The 18,873-nt window shown below is 65.7% G+C and carries 18 protein-coding genes; 17 read left to right on the forward strand and 1 reads right to left on the reverse strand.

Annotation, left to right across the window (positions count from 1 at the left end; translation table 11 throughout):
- The first annotated feature begins 1 nt into the window (after position 1).
- The 15 genes from C1878_RS08575 (at position 2) to hflX (ending at position 15,607) form a co-directional block, all read left to right on the forward strand.
- On the forward strand, positions 2-499 hold the full coding sequence (locus tag C1878_RS08575; protein WP_114601188.1) for a YajQ family cyclic di-GMP-binding protein: 498 nt from the start codon (positions 2-4) through the stop codon (positions 497-499).
- An 8-nt stretch (positions 500-507) separates the two neighbouring features.
- On the forward strand, positions 508-1,866 hold the full coding sequence (rimO, locus tag C1878_RS08580; RefSeq protein ID WP_114601189.1) for a 30S ribosomal protein S12 methylthiotransferase RimO: 1,359 nt from the start codon (positions 508-510) through the stop codon (positions 1,864-1,866).
- An 8-nt stretch (positions 1,867-1,874) separates the two neighbouring features.
- Complete coding sequence (gene pgsA / locus C1878_RS08585; RefSeq protein ID WP_114601264.1) at positions 1,875-3,092, forward strand: CDP-diacylglycerol--glycerol-3-phosphate 3-phosphatidyltransferase; 1,218 nt, start codon at positions 1,875-1,877, stop codon at positions 3,090-3,092.
- 267 nt (positions 3,093-3,359) lie between these two features.
- Positions 3,360-4,418 carry a recombinase RecA gene (recA, locus tag C1878_RS08590; RefSeq protein ID WP_114601190.1) on the forward strand — a complete coding sequence of 353 codons (1,059 nt, stop codon included), beginning with the start codon at positions 3,360-3,362 and terminating at the stop codon, positions 4,416-4,418.
- Between the two features lies 1 nt (position 4,419).
- Entirely contained in the window at positions 4,420-5,172 is a 753-nt protein-coding gene (locus C1878_RS08595) for a regulatory protein RecX (protein WP_114601191.1), read from the forward strand.
- Between the two features lie 140 nt (positions 5,173-5,312).
- Positions 5,313-5,678, forward strand: a complete 366-nt coding sequence (locus C1878_RS08600; protein WP_114601192.1) for a type II toxin-antitoxin system RelE/ParE family toxin — start codon at positions 5,313-5,315, stop codon at positions 5,676-5,678.
- Positions 5,679-5,681: 3 nt separating this feature from the next.
- Positions 5,682-5,984, forward strand: coding sequence for an XRE family transcriptional regulator (locus C1878_RS08605; protein ID WP_114601193.1), 303 nt, complete (start codon positions 5,682-5,684; stop codon positions 5,982-5,984).
- A 311-nt stretch (positions 5,985-6,295) separates the two neighbouring features.
- Positions 6,296-7,828, forward strand: coding sequence for a ribonuclease Y (gene rny / locus C1878_RS08610; protein ID WP_114601194.1), 1,533 nt, complete (start codon positions 6,296-6,298; stop codon positions 7,826-7,828).
- Positions 7,829-7,841: 13 nt separating this feature from the next.
- A complete protein-coding gene (locus tag C1878_RS08615; RefSeq protein WP_114601195.1) occupies positions 7,842-8,927 on the forward strand; it encodes an ATP-binding protein in 1,086 nt (361 codons plus the stop codon).
- A 198-nt stretch (positions 8,928-9,125) separates the two neighbouring features.
- The gene (locus C1878_RS08620) at positions 9,126-9,455 is read left to right on the forward strand and encodes a stage V sporulation protein S (RefSeq protein ID WP_241963673.1); all 330 of its coding nucleotides are present in this window, start codon (positions 9,126-9,128) and stop codon (positions 9,453-9,455) included.
- 8 nt (positions 9,456-9,463) lie between these two features.
- A complete protein-coding gene (gene miaB, locus C1878_RS08625; RefSeq protein ID WP_114601197.1) occupies positions 9,464-10,870 on the forward strand; it encodes a tRNA (N6-isopentenyl adenosine(37)-C2)-methylthiotransferase MiaB in 1,407 nt (468 codons plus the stop codon).
- Positions 10,860-11,843: a tRNA (adenosine(37)-N6)-dimethylallyltransferase MiaA gene (gene miaA, locus C1878_RS08630; protein ID WP_114601198.1), complete on the forward strand. Its 984-nt coding sequence runs from the start codon at positions 10,860-10,862 to the stop codon at positions 11,841-11,843. Before miaB ends, miaA begins: the two co-directional genes overlap by 11 nt.
- A gap of 20 nt (positions 11,844-11,863) precedes the next feature.
- Positions 11,864-12,784 carry a diaminopimelate epimerase gene (gene dapF, locus C1878_RS08635; protein WP_158539769.1) on the forward strand — a complete coding sequence of 307 codons (921 nt, stop codon included), beginning with the start codon at positions 11,864-11,866 and terminating at the stop codon, positions 12,782-12,784.
- 119 nt (positions 12,785-12,903) lie between these two features.
- Positions 12,904-14,061 (forward strand): LL-diaminopimelate aminotransferase, encoded by a 1,158-nt coding sequence (locus tag C1878_RS08640; protein ID WP_114601200.1) that lies wholly within the window; start codon positions 12,904-12,906, stop codon positions 14,059-14,061.
- Between the two features lie 229 nt (positions 14,062-14,290).
- Positions 14,291-15,607: a GTPase HflX gene (gene hflX, locus C1878_RS08645; RefSeq protein WP_199519315.1), complete on the forward strand. Its 1,317-nt coding sequence runs from the start codon at positions 14,291-14,293 to the stop codon at positions 15,605-15,607.
- Positions 15,608-15,836: 229 nt separating this feature from the next.
- Here hflX and lexA read toward each other — a convergent pair whose 3' ends face one another.
- Positions 15,837-16,475 (reverse strand): transcriptional repressor LexA, encoded by a 639-nt coding sequence (lexA, locus tag C1878_RS08650; RefSeq protein WP_114601201.1) that lies wholly within the window; start codon positions 16,473-16,475, stop codon positions 15,837-15,839.
- A gap of 114 nt (positions 16,476-16,589) precedes the next feature.
- Here lexA and C1878_RS08655 point away from each other — a divergent pair, with 114 nt between their 5' ends.
- The gene (locus C1878_RS08655; protein ID WP_114601202.1) at positions 16,590-16,904 is read left to right on the forward strand and encodes a hypothetical protein; all 315 of its coding nucleotides are present in this window, start codon (positions 16,590-16,592) and stop codon (positions 16,902-16,904) included.
- 392 nt (positions 16,905-17,296) lie between these two features.
- Positions 17,297-18,808, forward strand: coding sequence for an ATP-binding cassette domain-containing protein (locus tag C1878_RS08660; protein WP_114601203.1), 1,512 nt, complete (start codon positions 17,297-17,299; stop codon positions 18,806-18,808).
- Positions 18,809-18,873 lie beyond the last annotated feature (65 nt).

The raw sequence follows: 18,873 nt of genomic DNA on the forward strand, positions 1-18,873 counted from the left end.
TATGGCGAAAGAGTCCAGCTTCGACGTCGTGTCCACCGTGGACATGCAGGAGGTCGACAACGCGTTCCAGCAGGCGAAGAAGGAGCTCGCGCAGCGCTACGACCTGAAGGATTCCGGAGCGGAGATCACGCTCGACAAGGCGAACAAATCCATCACGGTGGCCGCCCCGGCCGACTTCGTGGCCAAGCAGGTCATCGACGTCATCGCCACGAAGCTCGTGAAGCGCGGCATCGACCTGGGCGCCGTGAAGTGGGGCGACCCCCAAGCGGCCGCGGGCCAGAGCGTGCGGCAGACGGCGAACGTCGTCGAGGGCATCGACAAGGACACCGCCGGCAAGATCAACAAGGACATCAAGGCCACGAAGCTCAAGGTCAAGGTGCAGATAGAGGGCGACAAGCTGCGCGTGTCGAGCGCCTCGCGCGACACGTTGCAGGAGGTCATCGCCTTCTTGAAGGACAAGGACTACGGTCAGCCGCTTCAGTACGTCAACTACCGCTAGGCTTCGCGATGGAGGAGAAGGCGGCCTTGCAGGCCGAAAGCCGGAAGTCCGTGGCGTTCGTCACGCTGGGCTGCGCCAAGAACGAGGTCGACACGGAGCACATGCGCGAGCGCGTCGTGTGCGCGGGCTACGCGCTCGCGGACGATCCCGAGGAAGCCGACGCGATCGTCGTCAACACCTGCTCGTTCATCCAGGCGGCCACCGAGGAGAGCCTCGAGGCCGTTTTCGAGGCGGCCGACTTGCCGAACGTCGCCGACGGCCGCGCGGCGCTCGTCGTGGCCGGCTGCATGCCGGCGCGCTACGGAGCCGACCTCGAGGACGAGCTCGTGGAGGCGGGCGCCTTCGTGCCGTGCTCCCGCGAGGACGACATCGCGCTCGTGCTGGCCGAGGCGATAGGAGAGGCGGGCAACGGGCACGCGCCCCTTTCCGGCGGCCCGAGCGCAGACGGCGAAGACGCCGCGGCCGAAGGCTCTCCCGCGGCGTGCGCCCCCGTGTCGGCCTACGTGAAGATCTCCGACGGCTGCGACCGCTTCTGCTCGTACTGCACGATACCGTTCATTCGCGGCCGCTACCGCAGCTTCCCGCTCGACGAAGTGCGGGCCGAGGTGCGCAAGCAGGTGGACCGCGGCGTGCGCGAGATCGTGCTCATCGCCCAAGACACCGGGCGTTGGGGCGCCGACTTCTCAGAACCCTCCACGCTCGCCGCGCTCGTGTCGACGCTGGCCGAGGAGCACCCCGACACGTGGTTCCGCCTCATGTACATCCAGCCGGAGGGTCTGACCGACGAGCTGCTGGAGGCCGTGGCCTCCCACGACAACGTCTGCGACTACTTCGACATCCCGCTGCAGCACGTCGACGCGGACATCCTGCGCGCCATGAACCGCACGGGGTCGCGCGCCGAGTTCGAGGCGCTCGCGGACCGCGTGCGCCGCCGCATGCCCCACGCCGCGCTGCGCACGACGCTCATCGCAGGCTTTCCCGGCGAGACCGACGAGCGGTTCGAGGACCTGTGCTCCTTCGTGGAGAACGCCGACTTCGACTACATCGGGGTGTTCCCCTACTCGCGCGAGGAGGGTACGCGCGCGCACGACCTGCCGAACCAGATCGACGAGGACGAGAAGTTCGACCGCGCGCAGCGCCTGCGCGATTTGGCGGACGCCGTGTGCGCCCCGCGCGTCGCCGAGCGCATCGGACGCGAGCTGGACGTGCTCGTGGAGGGGCGCGAGGAGGACGGGCAGCTGTTCGGCCGCGCCATGTGCCAGGCGCCCGAGGTGGACGGCGTCACGTACCTCGAGCGCGGCGACGTGGGCGAGATCGTGCGCGTGAGGATAGAGGACACACTGCTCTACGAGATGGAAGGTGCGTGATAGGCGCCATGGCTTCATCCGACCAGGCGAAATCGAAGTCGACCGACAAGCTGTGGACGCCGGCCAACATCGTCACCCTCGTGCGCATCTGCCTCGTGCCCGTGTTCGTGGTGGCGCTTCTCAGCCCCTGGCCGCAGTGGCTGGGACTGCCGCAGGTGGCAGACGACGCGAAGAGCCTCATCGCGGCCGGCATATTCATCCTCATATCGTGCACCGACTGGCTCGACGGCTATCTGGCGCGCAGCAGGGGAGAGGTCACCGACTTCGGGAAGTTCATGGACCCCCTGGCGGACAAGATACTCGTCTGCGCGGCGCTCTTGGCGCTCATCGAGCTGGGGTCGCTGCCCAGCTGGGTCGTGCTCGTCATCCTGGCCCGCGAGTTCATCGTGTCGGGAGTGCGCATGGTGGCCGCCACCGAAGGCGTGGTCATCGCCGCCAGCTGGTACGGCAAGTTCAAAACCGTGTTCCAAATGGCCGCCATCGTGCTGTTCTGTATCAAGGAATCGTACATGGTGGGCAGCTTCAACGCGGCCTTTTCCGATTGGCTGTGGCTGCTGAGCTGGGGCGTGATGCTCATCGCGCTCGTGCTGACCGTCGTGTCCATGCTCGACTACATAGCGAAGGCGCGCCACCTCATCGGCTTCGGCCCGAAGGCGCGGCGCCCGGTCGCGGCCGAGGGCGAAGGTGAAACCGCCGTCCGTCAGATCACCGCCGAGGAGATCGCGGCCATCGAGCCCGCGGCCCTGGGAACGCTCGCCGGCGAGGTGCTCGACGCGGCGCGCCGGACGGGCGCGGTCGTCGGCACGGCCGAAAGCCTCACGGGCGGGCTGGTGGCAGCCGCCCTCACCGCCGTGCCGGGAAGCTCCGACACGGTGCGCGGCGGCGTGGTGAGCTATGCGAACGACGTGAAGCGCGAGGTTCTGGGCGTGCCCCTCGAAACCCTCGAGCGGCACGGCGCGGTGAGCGCGGAGACGGCGCGGGCCATGGCCGAAGGCGCACGGCGCGACCTCGGGGTCGACGTGGCGGTGTCCGTCACCGGCATCGCGGGCCCGGGCGGCGCCGAGTCGGGCAAGCCCGTTGGCACGGTGTGGATCGGATTGGCGAGCGAGGGGCTCGTCGACGCGCGCCTGCACGAGTTCCCGGGCGATCGATCGCAGGTGCGCCTGCAAACGGTGCGCGCGGCGCTCCAGCGCCTCAAAGAAGCTCTGGAGGCCGTCGAGGCGTGACGTCGCCGCGCTCGATTTCACGGTCGGTTGGCTTCGCGTTGGGGAACCGTTGGAAACGCGTTGGATATCCGTTCAAAAACCGACGGTCGTTTCGTTAGATGCGTGCAAGGTTTCGCCGGTTTTCCTACGGCTCGATTACGGTCGGCGCGCAAGGTCGCGGTGCTATGCTTTTCACGCGGCAAAATGCGCGTCGAGTATTGACAGACAAACATTTGTACGCATAATAGGGAAATGACGAAAAGCCGCTACGCCGGGGGAAGAAGGACCATGAACGACGAAAAAGCGAAGATGCTCAAGCTGACGACCGATTCCATCGAGTCGAAGTTCGGGCAGGGCTCCATTATGAAGCTCGGCGAGGACGGGAAGAACCTCAACATCGGCGTGATACCCACGGGCGCGCTGCCGCTCGACGCCGCGCTCGGCATCGGCGGCGTGCCGCGCGGGCGCGTGGTGGAGATATACGGTCCCGAGTCGAGCGGCAAGACCACCCTCGCGCTGCAGATCATCGCGGAAGCGCAGGCCATGGGCGGCATCGTGGCGTTCATCGACGCCGAGCACGCCCTCGACCCCGTGTACGCGGCGCGCCTGGGCGTGGACATCGACGAGGTTCTCATCTCCCAGCCCGACACCGGCGAGCAGGCGCTCGAGATCTGCGACATGCTCGTGCGAAGCGGCGCCATCGACTGCATCGTCGTGGACTCCGTGGCCGCGCTCGTGCCACGCGCCGAGATCGAAGGGGAGATCGGCGACACCACGGTGGGCCTGCAGGCGCGCCTCATGTCGCAGGCGCTGCGCAAGCTGGCCGGATCGCTCTCGAAGTCGAACACCACGTGCATCTTCATCAACCAGCTGCGCGAGAAGATCGGCGTCATGTTCGGTAATCCCGAGACCACCACGGGCGGTCGCGCGCTCAAGTTCTTCTCCAGCGTGCGCATCGACATCCGCCGCATCGATTCCATCAAGAAGGACGGCGACATCGTGGGCAACCGCGTGCGCGCCAAGGTCGTGAAGAACAAGGTGGCGCCCCCCTTCAAGCAGGCGGAGTTCGACCTCATGTACGGCGAGGGCATCTCGCGCGAGGGCTGCATCGTCGACATGGCCGTCGAGGCGGGCGTGGCCAAGAAGAGCGGCGCGTGGTACACCTACGGCGAGGAGCGCCTGGGACAGGGCCGCGAGGCGGCGAAGCAGACGCTCAAGGAGAATCCCGATTTGCGCGAGGAGATCGAGCTGAAGGTGCGCGAGGCGTTCGAGATCCCCGTCATCACCCGCTCGGCCGACGAGGCAGACGCCATGTCGCCCGTGGCGAAGCCCACCAAGAAGAAGTAGCATGGCCGACGCCCGCGAGGTGAAGGCGCGCCTGCGCGCTCAGATCGCCGCCATCGAGTCGGGTCGCAGACCCCTCGTCGAAGAACATGGGGAGGGCCGTCCGACCCTGGACGGCCCGCTTTCCCCAAGCGACCCCGTCGCCGCCGCGGCGGCTCGGCTGGACGAGCTTGCCAAGCGCAAGGGAGCCGCCTCCGCTCGCGGGAGCGAGTCCCGCGAACCCTTTGGCGTTGCAGGGGAGAGCCCGGTCGGAGACGCGCCGGCAGACCTCGACGGAACCGCCGCAGGCGAAGGAGAGGCCGCCGAAAGCGAGCGGGCCTTCCGCAAGATCGAGCGGCTCGCCCTCATGCGGGAGCAGGCGTCGGCGTCGCTGCGGGCGCGCCTTGCGCACGACGGCTTCTCGGAGCAAGCGTCGTCCGCCGCCGTCGACCGGGCGGTCGCCTGCGGCCTCGTGGACGATGCGCGCTATGCCGAGGTGCTCGTGCGCAGCCGCGTCTCGCAGGGCCGGGGAGCCCAGGGCATCTCGGCCGAGCTCGAGGGCCTGGGCATCGACATCGCCGTCGTGCCCGGATGGCCCGACGAGTTCCCCGTCGATCGCGACAGCGAGGTGGAGAGGGCCCTCGCCCTGCTCGACCGCAAACCTCCCCGTGCGAAGAACAAGCGCGACGCCGCCTACCGCCGGCTCGCGCAAAAGGGCTTCGGAGCCTCCGTGTCGTCCACCGCCGCGCGCCTGTGGACGGAGGCGCACCCGGATTAGCCTTTCCAAGCATTCCGGGCCGCAGTCGGCTGTCTCACTTCCCAAAGCATTCCCTTGTTTGTTGTCAGACAGCTGCACTTGCTCGCTTGACAATATTTGAAATACCCTATATTATTAGCTTTGCCTTATACGGAGGATCAATGAGCTGGATCGTTGATATCGATCTTATCAAGCCTTGGCTCGACAATCAGGATCTCGCCACTATCGCCTGTATCGAAGATGCGATCGGCGAACTCGAGAGGAAGGGGCCGCAGCTGGGCAGGCCGCTTGTCGATCACATAAAAGGGTCGCGTGTGCACAACATGAAAGAGCTGCGTCCCGCCTCGCCCGGCAGATCCGAATTGCGCATCTTGTTCGCTTTCGATCCAACAAGGCGTGCGATCATGCTTTTCGCCGGCGACAAGTCGTCCGGAAAGGGCGATCGGGATACATGGAGCGGTTGGTATAAAACGGCTATTCCCCGAGCAGAAGAACTATACTTCGAGCATATGGGGAAGGGGGAGTAGAAGATGGACATTCACGAGTACGCCTCAATGCGCGGGGTTACCCAGGAAATGCGCGATCAAGCGCATCGAGACACTCAGGCCAAGATCGATGCCTACAGTCTGGCGCAGGCGCGCAAGGAGCGTGATCTCACGCAAAGCGAAGTGGCCGCGCAGATGGGCGTTTCCCAATGTCGCGTTTCCGAGCTCGAAAGCGGCCGGCTGGCAACGATGAGAGTCGACACGCTCTCCCGTTACGTCGCGAGCCTCGGAGGGACGCTGGTCGTCAGCGCCGAGTGGCCCGACAAAACCATTCTTTTGGCTCGATGACAGCGCAGCGCTGAATACACCCATTGGCAGGGTTCCTGCTCTTCGCCGTTGTTCCGTCATGCGGGAAACCGGTCGGCGACCTCGATTTCCGCTATTTTTCTGACGGTACTTCACCAAATGGCGAACAAGCCTTATCATGTGGTACAGCTTGAGTGAGACGTACCCGATAGGGTATTTCATATAGATAAAACTCCATATGATCAGCCCCGTATTGCGTGCTCATCGCTCATGCCCGGTTCGTGGAACCGGTTTTTTCATGTAAACGAGCAATTTGAACCACACACAATCGAAACGCAACGAAAGGGGGAGGCATGCCTGAAATCATTTGGCTGTTCGTCGGCATGGTGATCGGCATCGTCCTCGGCTTCGTCGTCGCCCGTTTCCTGGTCAACGCGTCTACCAAACGCGCGGCGCAAGAAGCCGAGACCGTGGTGGCCGACGCAAAACGACAAGCCGAAACACTGCGCCGCGAGGCTATCGTCGAAGCCAAGGACGAGGTGCTGAAGCTGAAGCAGGACGCCCAAGCCGAGAACAAGGAGCGTTTGCGCGAGGTGCGCGCGGCCGAGAACCGCGTGTCCCAACGCGAGGAGTCGCTCGACCGCCGCGTCGAGTCGCTCGACGCCCGAGAGCATCAGATATCGTCCCAGCAGGGACAGCTCGACCGTCGCGAGCGCGACCTCGAGGAGGCCGCCCAGGAGATCAACCGCCGCTTGGAGCGCGTGGCCGGCATGACGCCCGAAGAGGCGAAGGCCGAGCTGCTCGACACGCTCAAGGACGAGGTCGTGCACGAGTCGGCCGCCATCATCCGCGATTCCGAGGCCCGCACGAAGGCCGAGGCGGACAAGAAGGCCCGCTCCATCCTGAGCCTGGCCATCCAGCGCGTGGCGGCCGACCACTCGGCCGAGAACACGGTGAGCGCCATCCACATCCCGTCCGACGACCTCAAAGGCCGCATCATCGGCCGCGAGGGCCGCAACATCCGCTCGTTCGAGCAGCTCACCGGCACGAACCTCATCATCGACGACACGCCCGAGTGCGTGACCATCTCGTGCTTCGATCCGGTTCGCCGCGAGATCGGCCGCGTGACCATGGAGAACCTCGTCGCCGACGGGCGCATCCACCCGGCGCGCATCGAGGAGATGTTCGGCAAGGCCGAGGCGTTCGTGAACCAGCGCGTGCAGGAAGCCGGCGAGCAGGCCGCCTTCGACACCGGCATCCACGACCTCCATCCCGAGCTTGTGCGCACGCTCGGCCGTTTGCGCTACCGCACCTCGTACGGCCAGAACGTGCTGAACCACTCGCTCGAGGTGGCCTACCTCTCGGGCGTCATGGCCGCTGAGCTGGGCCTCGACCCTATCCCGGCCAAGCGCGCGGGTCTTCTGCACGACCTGGGCAAGGCCGTCGACCACGAGGTCGAGGGCAGCCACGCCGTCATCGGCGCCGACCTGGCGCGCCGCTTCGGCGAGAAGCAGGACATCGTGCACGCCATCGAGGCGCACCACAACGACGTGGAGCCTTCGAGCGTGCTCGCCGTGCTCGTGCAGGCGGCCGACGCCGTGTCCGCCGCCCGTCCCGGTGCCCGCAAGGAAACGCTCGACGCCTACATCAAGCGCCTCGAGAAGCTCGAGGAGATCGCGAACTCCTACAAGGGCGTGGAGCGCACGTACGCCATCCAAGCCGGTCGCGAGGTGCGCGTGATGGTGGAGCCCGAGGTGGTCGACGAGGCCGCCACGACCGTGCTCGCCCACGACATCGCCCACCGCATCGAGAACGAGATGCAGTACCCCGGCCAGGTGAAGGTCGTGGTCATCCGCGAGAGCCGCGCGGTCGGCGTCGCGAAGTAAGGCGCGCTGCGGCATGGCCGACGGCTCGCTTGAATCATTCATAGAGAACGTCAGCGGCGATAGCCATCTTCGGGTCGAGGCCGACCTCGGAGATGGCTTCGTCCGTTTGAGGAGCGCCGAGGCCGAACGGCGCCAAGCCGCGCACGACATCCGCTCCACGGAGGACATCGTCATAGAGATGCTGCGCAACGCGCGCGACGCCCACGCCAAAAGCGTGTTCGCGGCGGTGTCGCGCGAGGGCGACCGCCGCCGTATCGTCATGGTGGACGACGGCGACGGCGTGCCGCCGGCCCTGCACGAGCGCGTGTTCGAACCGCGCGTCACCTCCAAGCTCGACAGCATGCACCTGGACAAATGGGGCGTGCACGGCCGCGGCATGGCCCTGTACTCCATCGCCGTGAACGCCGAGACGGCGCGCATAGCGGCTTCCGACCAGGGCCAGGGCGCGTCGTTCGTCGTGGAGACCGATCTGGGGCGGGTGGGGGAGAAGGCCGACCAGTCAAGCTTCCCCGTGTTCGAGCGCACCGACACCGGCACCGTGGCGGTGCGGGGACCCAAGAACATCCTGCGCACCGTATGCGAGTTCGCGCTCGAATGCCGTCGCGACTGCACCGTCTACCTGGGCTCCGTCACCGACGTCGTGGCCACGCTCTACGCGTTCGGCCTCTCGTCGCTCACGGCGGTGGCGCGCGCGTTCGGGCGCGCCGAGGAGCTGCCCGTGTGCAAGCGCCTGGCGCTGGCCGCCGACCCCGCAGAGCTCGCCCGCATCGCCGACGGCTTGGGGCTCGGCCTGTCCGAGCGCTCGGCGCGACGCGTGATGGACGGGGAGATAGAGCCGTTGCCTCCCTTGCTCGACCGTGTCCGCATCGAAGGCGACCCGGCCGAACCCCCGGATGCGCGCAAGCAGGCTTCCCGCACCGCCAAGGACGCGCGCGGCCTCAAGATCGCCCCGGAGGACCTCGGCGATTTCTCCGACCGCGTCGTCGCCGCGTACCGCGACATCGCGCGGCGCTACTATCTGGAACCCGACGTGCAGCCGGAGGTGCGCGTCGGCAAAGACGGCATCCGCATCTGCATTCCCGTGAGCAAACTTGACTGACCGCCTGTGTTTTCGTGGGAACATATGCCCAGATCGGCCATATCCGCAGGTTGCAAGCCATACCATTAATGGCTAGAATAGCCGTACCGAAAAAAACGGCGCCGAGGCGCCGCACGCATATTGAACGCACGCAAACGCACGAGCAACGTACTCAAACGACGAAGGATATGCATGACCGCACCTGAGCACAAGCAGGACATCGGCTGCCTGAAGGTATCGTCGAAGTCATCGCCCGCATCCGTGGCCGGCGCCATCGCCGGCATGGTGAAGGACGGCGTGAGCGTTGAGATACAGGCCGTCGGGGCCGGTGCCGTGAACCAGGCCGTCAAGGCCATCGCCATCTCGCGCGGGTTCCTGTCTCCGGTGGGCATCGAGATCGCCTGCGTCCCCTCGTTCGCCGACATCGTCATCGACGGCGAGTACCGCACGGCCATCCGCTTCGCGGTCGAGCCCCGCTACACGCGCGGCGTCCCCGTGCCCGCGACGGGCGGGGAGGCCGAAACCGCCGCGTCCGACTCGACACTCTGAGGACACCCATGCGCACCCATACCCCTTTCACGAACCTCGCGTTCTGCATCCGCACGTTCGGCTGCCAAATGAACAAGCACGACTCCGAGCGCATCGCCGGCATGCTCGAGGGCCTGGGCGCGCTGCCGGTCGAAACGATCGAGGACGCGGACGTCGTCGTGTTCATGACGTGCTGCGTGCGCGAGGCCGCCGATACGCGCCTCTACGGCCAGGTGGCCTCCCTCAAAAACACGCCGCTGCGCCCCGGAACGCCGCTTTCGAAGCGCATCGTGGCCGTGGGGGGCTGCATAGGCCAGCGTGACGGGGAAAGGCTCGTTGACGAGCTTCCGCACCTCGACGTGGTGTTCGGCACGCACAACCCGGGGTCGCTTCCGCACCTGCTGGAAGCGGCGCTCGACGAAGGGGGGCACCAGGTGGAGGTGCTCGACGCCGCCTCGTCGTTCCCCACGGAGCTTCCCACGGCCCGCGAGCACGCTTGGGCGGCCTGGCTGCCCATCACCGTGGGCTGCAACAACTTCTGCTCGTACTGCATCGTCCCCTACGTGCGCGGCCGCGAGAAGTCGCGCCCGCTCGAGGACATCGTGGCCGAAGCCGAGGGTTACGTGGCCTCCGGCGTGAAGGAGATCACGCTGCTGGGGCAGAACGTGAACTCCTACGGACGCGACCTGTACGGCAGTCCGCGTTTCGCGGCCGTGCTCGACGCGCTCGACTCCACCGGCATCGAGCGCCTGCGCTTCGCCACAAGCCATCCGAAGGACCTCACCGACGAGGTTATCGGTAGGTTCGGCACGCTGCGCTCGCTCATGCCGGCTCTGCACCTGCCCGTGCAGTCGGGTTCCGACGCCGTCTTGGCGGCCATGAACCGGCGCTACACGCGCGCCCACTACCTGGAGCTCGTGCGCAAGCTGCGCGAGACGCTGCCGGGCATCGCGCTGTCCACCGACGTCATCGTCGGGTTTCCCGGCGAGACGGCCAAGGACTTCGAGGACACGTACCGCCTGGTCGACGAGGTGGGCTACCATCAGGTGTTCACGTTCATCTACTCCAAGCGGGAAGGCACGCCTGCCGCCTCGATCGACGACCCCACGCCGCACGAGGTCGTCCAGGAACGGTTCGACCGCTTGGTCGATCTGGTGCAGGAGCGGGCCTACGAGGCCAACCAAGCCGATCTTGGCGCGACGGTCGACGTGCTCGTGGAGGGCGCGTCCAAGCGCGACGCCGGCCTGCTCGCCGGCAAGAGCCCGAAGAACCAGACGGTGCACGCCCCGCTGCCCGACGGCCTCTCGGCCGACGATCTGGCCGGAACCACGGTGCGGGTGCGCGTCGACGAGGCGAAGACCTGGTACCTAGCGGGCACGGTCGTAGAAGGTCCTTGCGATGCGGACGATCGCTCGGGAGCGGCGGATGGGCGCTGACCCCGCACGATCCGCTTCGGAGCCGTTCCCTCTCGCATCGCCCGTCGTCTGCATCGTCGGACCCACGGCGTCGGGCAAGACGGCGCTCGCGCAGGCCGTGGCGCAGGCTCTCGACGGCGAGGTGGTGAGCGCCGACTCCATGCAGATATACCGCGGCATGGACATCGGGACGGGCAAGCTCCCGTCCGCCGAGCGCCTCGTGCCCCATCACGGCTTCGATCTCGTCGATCCCGGAGAGCCCTATTCCGCCGCGCTGTTCCAAGACTACGCCCGCGCCTGTTTCCGGGACATCGACGCGCGCGGCAAGCGCGCCGTGCTCTGCGGCGGCACCGGCTTGTACGTGCGCGCGGCCATCGACGCCTACGAGTTCCCCAAAGGCGAGCAGGTGGGCAACGCCGTGCGGGAGCGCTACGACCGCATCGCGCGCGAAAGGGGCGCGCAGGCCCTTTGGGAGCTTCTACGCGAGCGCGATCCGAAGAGCGCCGCCATCGTGCCGGCCGCCGACGTCAAGCGCGTCGTGCGCGCCTTCGAGCTTTTGGAGGAAGGCACGAGCCTGGCCGAGCAGAGGGCCCGTCTGGCAAGCATCCCGCAGCTCGCGCCCGCCCGGTTCGTCGGCCTGGCCGTCGATCCCGCCGTTCTGAACGAGCGCATCGACGCCCGGGTGGACGCCATGCTGGAAGCGGGGCTCGTGGACGAGGTTAAACGTTTGTTACAGAGCGGGTTCCGGCGTGGCGTCACGGCGCCGCAGGCGATAGGATACAAGGAGATCGTCGCCGCCTTGGACGGCGAGACGACGATGGAGGAGGCCGTGAACCGCATCAAAACGGCCACGCATCGCTACGCCAAGCGCCAGCGCACGTGGTTCCGCAAAGACAAGCGCATCCGCTGGATCGACGCCGACGATCGAGAGGTCGAGGCGCTGGCGATAGAGGCGATAGGGGTGGCAGCCTCCTCGGACGACGAAACGTTATGAAGGAGAGGCGCGCAAGCCCTATGGAACTGCATTTCGCCAAGCTGCACGGCACTGGAAACGACTTCGTGTTCGTGGACGACTTCTCGCGCGATATCGAACTGACCGCCGCGCAGGTCAGGTTCCTGTGCGATCGGCATTTCGGCATCGGCGCCGACGGTGTCGTGCTCGTGCGCCCCTCGGACGATGCCGACTGCATCGCGCACATGCACTACATCAACGCCGACGGCAGCCTGTCTCAGATGTGCGGAAACGGCGTGCGCTGCTTCGCGAAGTACCTGGTCGATCGCGGCTACGTGCCCTCAGGCGCCAAGCACCTCACGGCCGGAACGCTCGCGGGGCCAAAACCCATCAGCTTCGAGGTCGACGAGAACGAGAAGCTGGTGCGGGCAACCGTGGACATGGGGCACCCGGTACTCGATCCCGCCCTCGTTCCCGTGGCCTCCCGGGCGAACGCGAAGAGCGCGCAGGGCGTCGCGTACGTGCGCGACGTGCCGGTCGACTCGCCCTGGGGAACGTTCTCTTTCACCTGCGCGTCCATGGGCAACCCGCACGCCGTCTGCTTCGTCGACGACTGGGAGGCGCTTCCCGACGCGCTGTTCCCCGACGCCGCGGACAAGCGCCTCGCCACGCTCGACCTGGACAAGGTCGGGGCCTTCTACGAGCGCAGCCCCCTGTTCCCGGAACGGGCGAACATCGAGTTCGCCGCCGTGGGGGAGGAGGGCATCGGCATGCGCGTGTTCGAGCGCGGCTGCGGGGAGACGCTCGCCTGCGGAACGGGCGCCTGCGCCGTGAACGTGGCGGCGTCGCTCACCGGAAGGGCCGGCCGCGAGAACGACCTGCACCTGCGCGGCGGCACGCTCCATATCGTTTGGAACGACGACGACCACGTGCTCATGACGGGTCCCGCCACCGAGGTCTACCAGGGAACCGTCGAGCTGTAACCGCCGCGACCTTCCGGGCGGCCCGTCGACGCAGCCCTCCCTCCCGTCCTCCGACGCTCCGGCCAACCGGGGACGAGAGCCGTCCGCAAAGCAACCACCATCTGAAAGGACTTACGCACGTGAAAACCGCCGCCTGCCTGAACCATATGGCCCCGTACCTGTTCGCCCAGATCGACGCGAAGCGCGACGCGCTCAAAGCCCAGGGGGTCGACGTCATCTCGCTCGGCATCGGGGACCCCGACCTGCCCACGCCGGCGCATATCGTGGACGCTATGGCCGCGGCCATCCGCAAGCCGGAGAACCACCAGTACCCCGACTACGCGGGATCGCCCGCGTATCGCGAGGCGTGCGCGGCGTACATGGAACGACGCTTCGGCGTGAAGCTCGATCCGGGCACCGAGGTGCTCGCGCTCATCGGAAGCAAGGAGGGCATCGCCCACCTGCACACCGCCTTCGTCGATCCCGGCGACTACGTGCTGGCCCCGTCCATCGGCTACCCGGTGTATTCCGGCGGTGCCACGCTCATGAGCGCCAACACGTACTTCATGCCCATGAAAGAGGAGAACGGCTTCCTCGCCGACTTCGACGACGTTCCCGCCGACGTGCTGGCCAAGGCGAAGATCATGTTCCTGGGCTACCCCAACAACCCCACGGGCGCCTGCGCGACCGACGAGTACTTCGACCGCGCTATCGACTTCTGCATAGCGCACGACCTTCTGCTCGCGCACGACAACGCCTACTGCGACATCTGCTTCGACGGCTACTCCGCGCCGTCCATCCTGGAGCGGCCGCGCGCCATGGAGTGCTGCATCGAGTTCTTCAGCCTGTCGAAGTCCTACAACATGACCGGCTGGCGCATCGCCTTCGCCTGCGGCAACGCGACGGCGGTGGGGGCGCTCGGCACGGTGAAGAACAACCTGGATTCGGGGCAGTTCACAGCCGTGCAGGATGCGGGCATCGCCGCTTTGACGGGAGACCAGCAGTGCGTGGCCGACATGAGCGCCCTCTATCAGCGCCGTCGAGACCTCGTGGTGGACGCCCTGCGCGCCATCGGCATGGAGTGCACCGCGCCGAAAGCCACCATCTACGTGTGGGCGAAGGTGCCCCAGGGCGAGACGTCCGCGTCGTTCGCCACGAAGCTGCTGGAACAGGCCCACGTCATCGTCACGCCGGGCTCCGGCTACGGTCCGGACGGCGAGGGCTTCGTCCGCATCTCGCTCACCACGCCCGACGACCGGCTGCTCGAGGCCGTGCGGCGCATCAAGGAAACGATGTAGCGCCGTATCCGGCGGTTTTCGGCGACGGCGCCGGTATGCTATGATAGGGACCGAAGGCAGTCGCCTGCGGTCCCTATCGCTGTTCGAGGACGGAGCAACCAGCATGCAGCCAGCGCGTTTCGTGATTTAGCGGCGCTCGTTCGCCATCGAGGCGAGAGCGTCCACTGACTGTTTCCGCATGCCGTATTCCGCGTCGGCATGTCTTTCGATGCGTTGAAAGGTTGGCTCTATGTCCGAATTCGAATCCGTTATCACGCGGGGGATGACCCCCGTTTCCGAAGAACGCCGCGAGCGCGCCGTCCTCGTGGGCGTCGACCGCCCCGGCGTCTCCTGGCCGCTCGCATCGTCGCTCGCAGAGCTCGAGCGGCTCGTCGACACGGCCGGGGCCGACGTCGTGGCGACCACGACCCAAAAGCTCGACGCCCCGAACCCGCGCACTTTCGTCGGTTCGGGCAAGGCGGAGGAGGTGGCGGAGCTGGCGCGCGCCCATGCCGCCGACCTCGTCGTGTTCGACGACGAGCTGACGCCCTCTCAGCAGTCGAACCTCGAGAAGGCGGTGGGCCGCGACGTGAAGGTCATCGACCGCACGGCGCTCATTTTGGACATCTTCGCGCTGCACGCCACCAGCAAGGAGGGCCGCCTGCAGGTGCGCCTCGCCCAGAACGAGTACCTGCTGCCGCGTTTGCGCGGCATGTGGGCGCACTTGGCCTCGAACCGCATGGGCGGCGGCGTGGGGTCGCGCTTCGGCGAAGGCGAGAGCCAGCTGGAGGTCGACCGCCGCATGGTGCGCAAGCGCATCACGTCCATCAAGCGAGAGCTCAAGCACCTGGCCGATGTGCGGGCCGTTCAGCGCGAGAGCCGCTACGAGAGCGGCATGTTCAAGGTGGCGTTGGCCGGTTACACGAACGCCGGGAAGTCCAGCCTGCTCAACCGCCTGACGAACGCCGACGTGCTCGCCTACGACAAGCTTTTCGCCACCTTGGACTCGACCACGCGCAAGTTCGAACTGCCCGAGGGCCGCGAGATAACCATCACCGACACGGTCGGTTTCATCCAGAAGCTCCCCACCACCTTGGTCGAGGCGTTCAAATCGACACTCGACGAGATAACGGGCGCCGACCTCGTATTGCATGTCGTCGACGCGTCTTCCGACGAGTACGAGGCGCAGATACGCGCCGTCGAAGACGTGCTCGGCCAGATTGGCGCGCAGGATCTGCGGCGCGTGCTCGTGTTCAACAAGTGCGACCTGCTGGACGAGGAGCACCTTGCCGCGCTTCAAGCGCGCCAATCGCAAGCCCAGTTCGTGTCGGCGGCGACGGGGGAGGGCGTCGGCGAGCTGGTGGACCATATCGCGCGCTTGGCTTCGGCGCACGACGAGCGCCTGGACGTGCTCGTGCCGTATAGCCGCGGCGACCTCGTGTCCGTGGCGCACGAGCGATGCCATATCCTGTCCGAGACGCACGAGGAAGGCGGCACGCGCATCGTCATGCTCGCCGCGCCGTCTTACGCCGGACTGTTCCGCCCGTTCGCCATCGACCAGCCTTAGAGTAACTCTAACATCGTTTCGCAGGGGCGGGCTGCTGCCCGGCGCGAGACCGGGGTACCAAAAACGATCATGCGGCGAGCGCTCCGTGCGCTCGCCGCATGATTAATCAATTCAATGCACTGGTCCGCCGAGCGGCCAGCAGCAGCCTGCCCCCACAGTAACCGACACGCTCAACGCTTTGCATGCGCAAGGAGGGAGAAGCCGAGCCGCGCTGCCGCATCCGGCAACCCTACAGACGACGGAACACCGCGACAACCTTGCCCGCGATGGAGCAGTCGGTGGTGATGATGGGATCCATCGTGGAGTTCTCCGGCTGAAGGCGGATATGGTCCGATTCCTTGTAGAAGCGCTTGACCGTCGCGCCATCGTCGATGATGGCTACGACGATGTCGCCGTTGTTCGCGACAGGCTGCTCCTTCACCACGACGTAATCGCCGTCGTTGATACCGGCTTCGATCATGGACTCACCGCGCACCGACAGCAAAAACGACGGCGCGTCGCCCACGATGTCGGTGGGAAGCGAGATGGTGTCCGTGATGTTCTCCTCGGCGAGGATGGGGGAGCCGGCGGCCACGTTGCCCACGAGCGGGACGTTCACCACCTTGCTGAAACTGGGCTGGATGACGTTGGAGGGGGTCTCCGCATCCCCGAGCGGATACGTGAGGGCGATGGAGCGCGACTTGAGAGGGTCGCGCTTGATGAGCCCCTTGTCCTCGAGGGCCTTGAGGTGCACATGGACCGTCGAGGGGGAGGAGAGGCCCAGGCTCTGGCAGACCTCGCGCACCGTGGGCCCGTAGCCCTTCTCGCGGATGCACTCCTCGATGCAATCGAGCACTGCTTTCTGGCGCTTCGTCACTTTGTCGGACATGCCTCGTCCTTTCCCTTGGCGAACAAATGTTTTAATTTTGTATTGACATGAACCTTTGTTCGCTCTATTATATATGCGAACAAAGGTTCTACGCAAGGGCTAGGAGGCAGAAAGATGAAGAATTTCGAGGTGCAGTGCCCTACCGACGGCACATCGGCTCTGCAGCCGGAATTCGATCGTGCGTCCGCAAGCGTCGGGACCATCATCGAATTTCCCCGACGCACGCTCGCGATACCGGGACATATCGCGCCTCTTAATACTCCTGTTCATGGGAGATGCGCACCGCGGCAAAGCGCCGAGACGGCGCGTGGCTTTCGATTAGGCCGCATAGACGGCTGCGCGTACGGTCGTGTAAGGCCGTGGCAGGCGGCCGTTGTCGGCTGCGTGTTCTCCGCCCTGACGCTCGCAAGCATGTTCGTCGGCCTTTAACGGCCGTTTCGAATGCCCACAGATGCTGCGTTTCTGTGGCTGCAGGGCGCTCCCGCCACCCCGGGAGCGCCGTTTTGTTCAAATGCCTTCGATACGAGAGAAATATGTGGTAGACTGCGGTGGACGTCAGGCAAGGGCCGCAGGGCCGTTTGACGCTATCGGCGACATCCGCGCTGCGGCATGGCATCCGCATGAAGGCGCGTGCAAAGGAGATAAGGGACATGAAGTTTTAACGAAAGCCTTCGGGCACCCGCATATCACGTCAGATACGCATCGGGTGCGCTTTCGTTATCGTTCCTCGCGCTCACTTTCGCCATAAAGCTCTCGCGTCCATCCGCCGAACGATCTCGGTTACTCCTATCGCATCCGGTGCCTCTTGAAAAGAGGCCCACATGTTTGTTACCGCCCATCATCTCACCTATACGTACGAAGGCGCCGATACCGCAGCTATCGACGACGTCTCCATCGCGTTCGCTCCCGGCTGGACCGGTATTGTCGGTCCTAACGGCGCGGGCAAGAGCACGTTGCTCGAGCTGGTTTGCGGGAACCTCGATATCCAAGCGGGAAGCGTGACGCCTCAGATCAAAGGATCGATCTGCGCCCAATCGACCGACATGCCGCCCTCGGGGTTGGAAGAGTTTGCCTGCGACTACGGCCCGGAAGCCGTAAAGCTTAGGCACCTGCTCGGCATCGACGACTCATGGCTTTGGCGCTACGACACGCTTTCGCACGGCGAACGCAAACGCATCCAGATAGCGTGCGCCCTTGCCGCCGATCCGCCGCTGCTCGCGCTCGACGAGCCCACAAACCACCTGGACGCCGACACCCGCGATCAAGTCGCGCGAACGCTCGCCCAGTACGGCGGCGTAGGCCTGCTCGTCTCCCACGACCGCCTGCTCCTCGACGAGCTGGTCGATTCATGCGTGTTCGTGGAAAACGGCCGCGCCGCAATGGTTTCCGGCACGTATTCGCAGGCGAGGGAGCAAATGGACTTGCGCCGCAGAACCGCTTGCGCCGAGCGGGCAAACGCGCGCCGCGAGCTCGTTCGCCTCAAGACCGAAAGAGCGCGAAGGGACGGAGTCGCAGCTCGCTCATCGTCCCGACGTTCCGCGCGCCGCCTCGACCCCCGCGACCACGACGGCCGAGCGAGAATCAACCTGGCCGTCGTCTCCGGGCAGGACGGCAAAGTCGGCAAGCTTTCTTCCCAGATGGGAAAGAAGGTCGAACGAGCGGAGAAGCGCATAGCCGATGCGCATGTCGCAAAGGTGTACGAAGGGTCGCTTCACCTGAATGCAGAACCGGCTGGACGCAAGGTGCTGGCTTCGATGGATGCCGGTTGCATGGAATTGAGCGAAGACCGCGTTTTGCATCACCCGAAGTTGCATATCGGCAACACGGATCGCATAGGTTTTGCAGGTAGAAACGGAGCCGGGAAATCCACCCTGCTTGTCGCAATGCTCGAACGGGTTACGCTCGAGGAAGGCGTGGTGAACATCCCGCAAGAAATAGCGCGAGAACAGGGACGTAGGCTGCTCGCGTCCGTAAAGGCCATGAACTCGACGGATCAAGGGCGCCTGCTTTCCATCGTCGCCCGTTTGGATTCGCCTCCGGAACGCATCTTGGGCGGCGACGAGCTCAGCCCCGGGGAAATGCGCAAACTTATGCTGGCTCAGGGTCTCATGGGACGTCCTCGCCTTATCGTCATGGACGAGCCCACGAACCATCTGGACATCAGCTCCATCGAGGCGTTGCAAGCCGTGTTAACCGACTGTCCCTGCGCGCTCGTGCTCGTCTCGCACGACGAGCGGTTCCTCGAGGAGCTCACGACGACGAGATGGGTGTTCGACGTGGAACGGACTGCCCAGAATGGGTTGGGGGACACCCGTGTGAGGGTCGAGGGTTAACGAGTGGGGAAGGGGGTCGAAAGGCCCGCTTCCCGGACAAGAGAGGGCGGGTCTTATCCCTAGCG

The sequence above is a fragment of the Gordonibacter sp. 28C genome, assembly GCF_003339845.1.
Lineage (GTDB): Bacteria > Actinomycetota > Coriobacteriia > Coriobacteriales > Eggerthellaceae > Gordonibacter.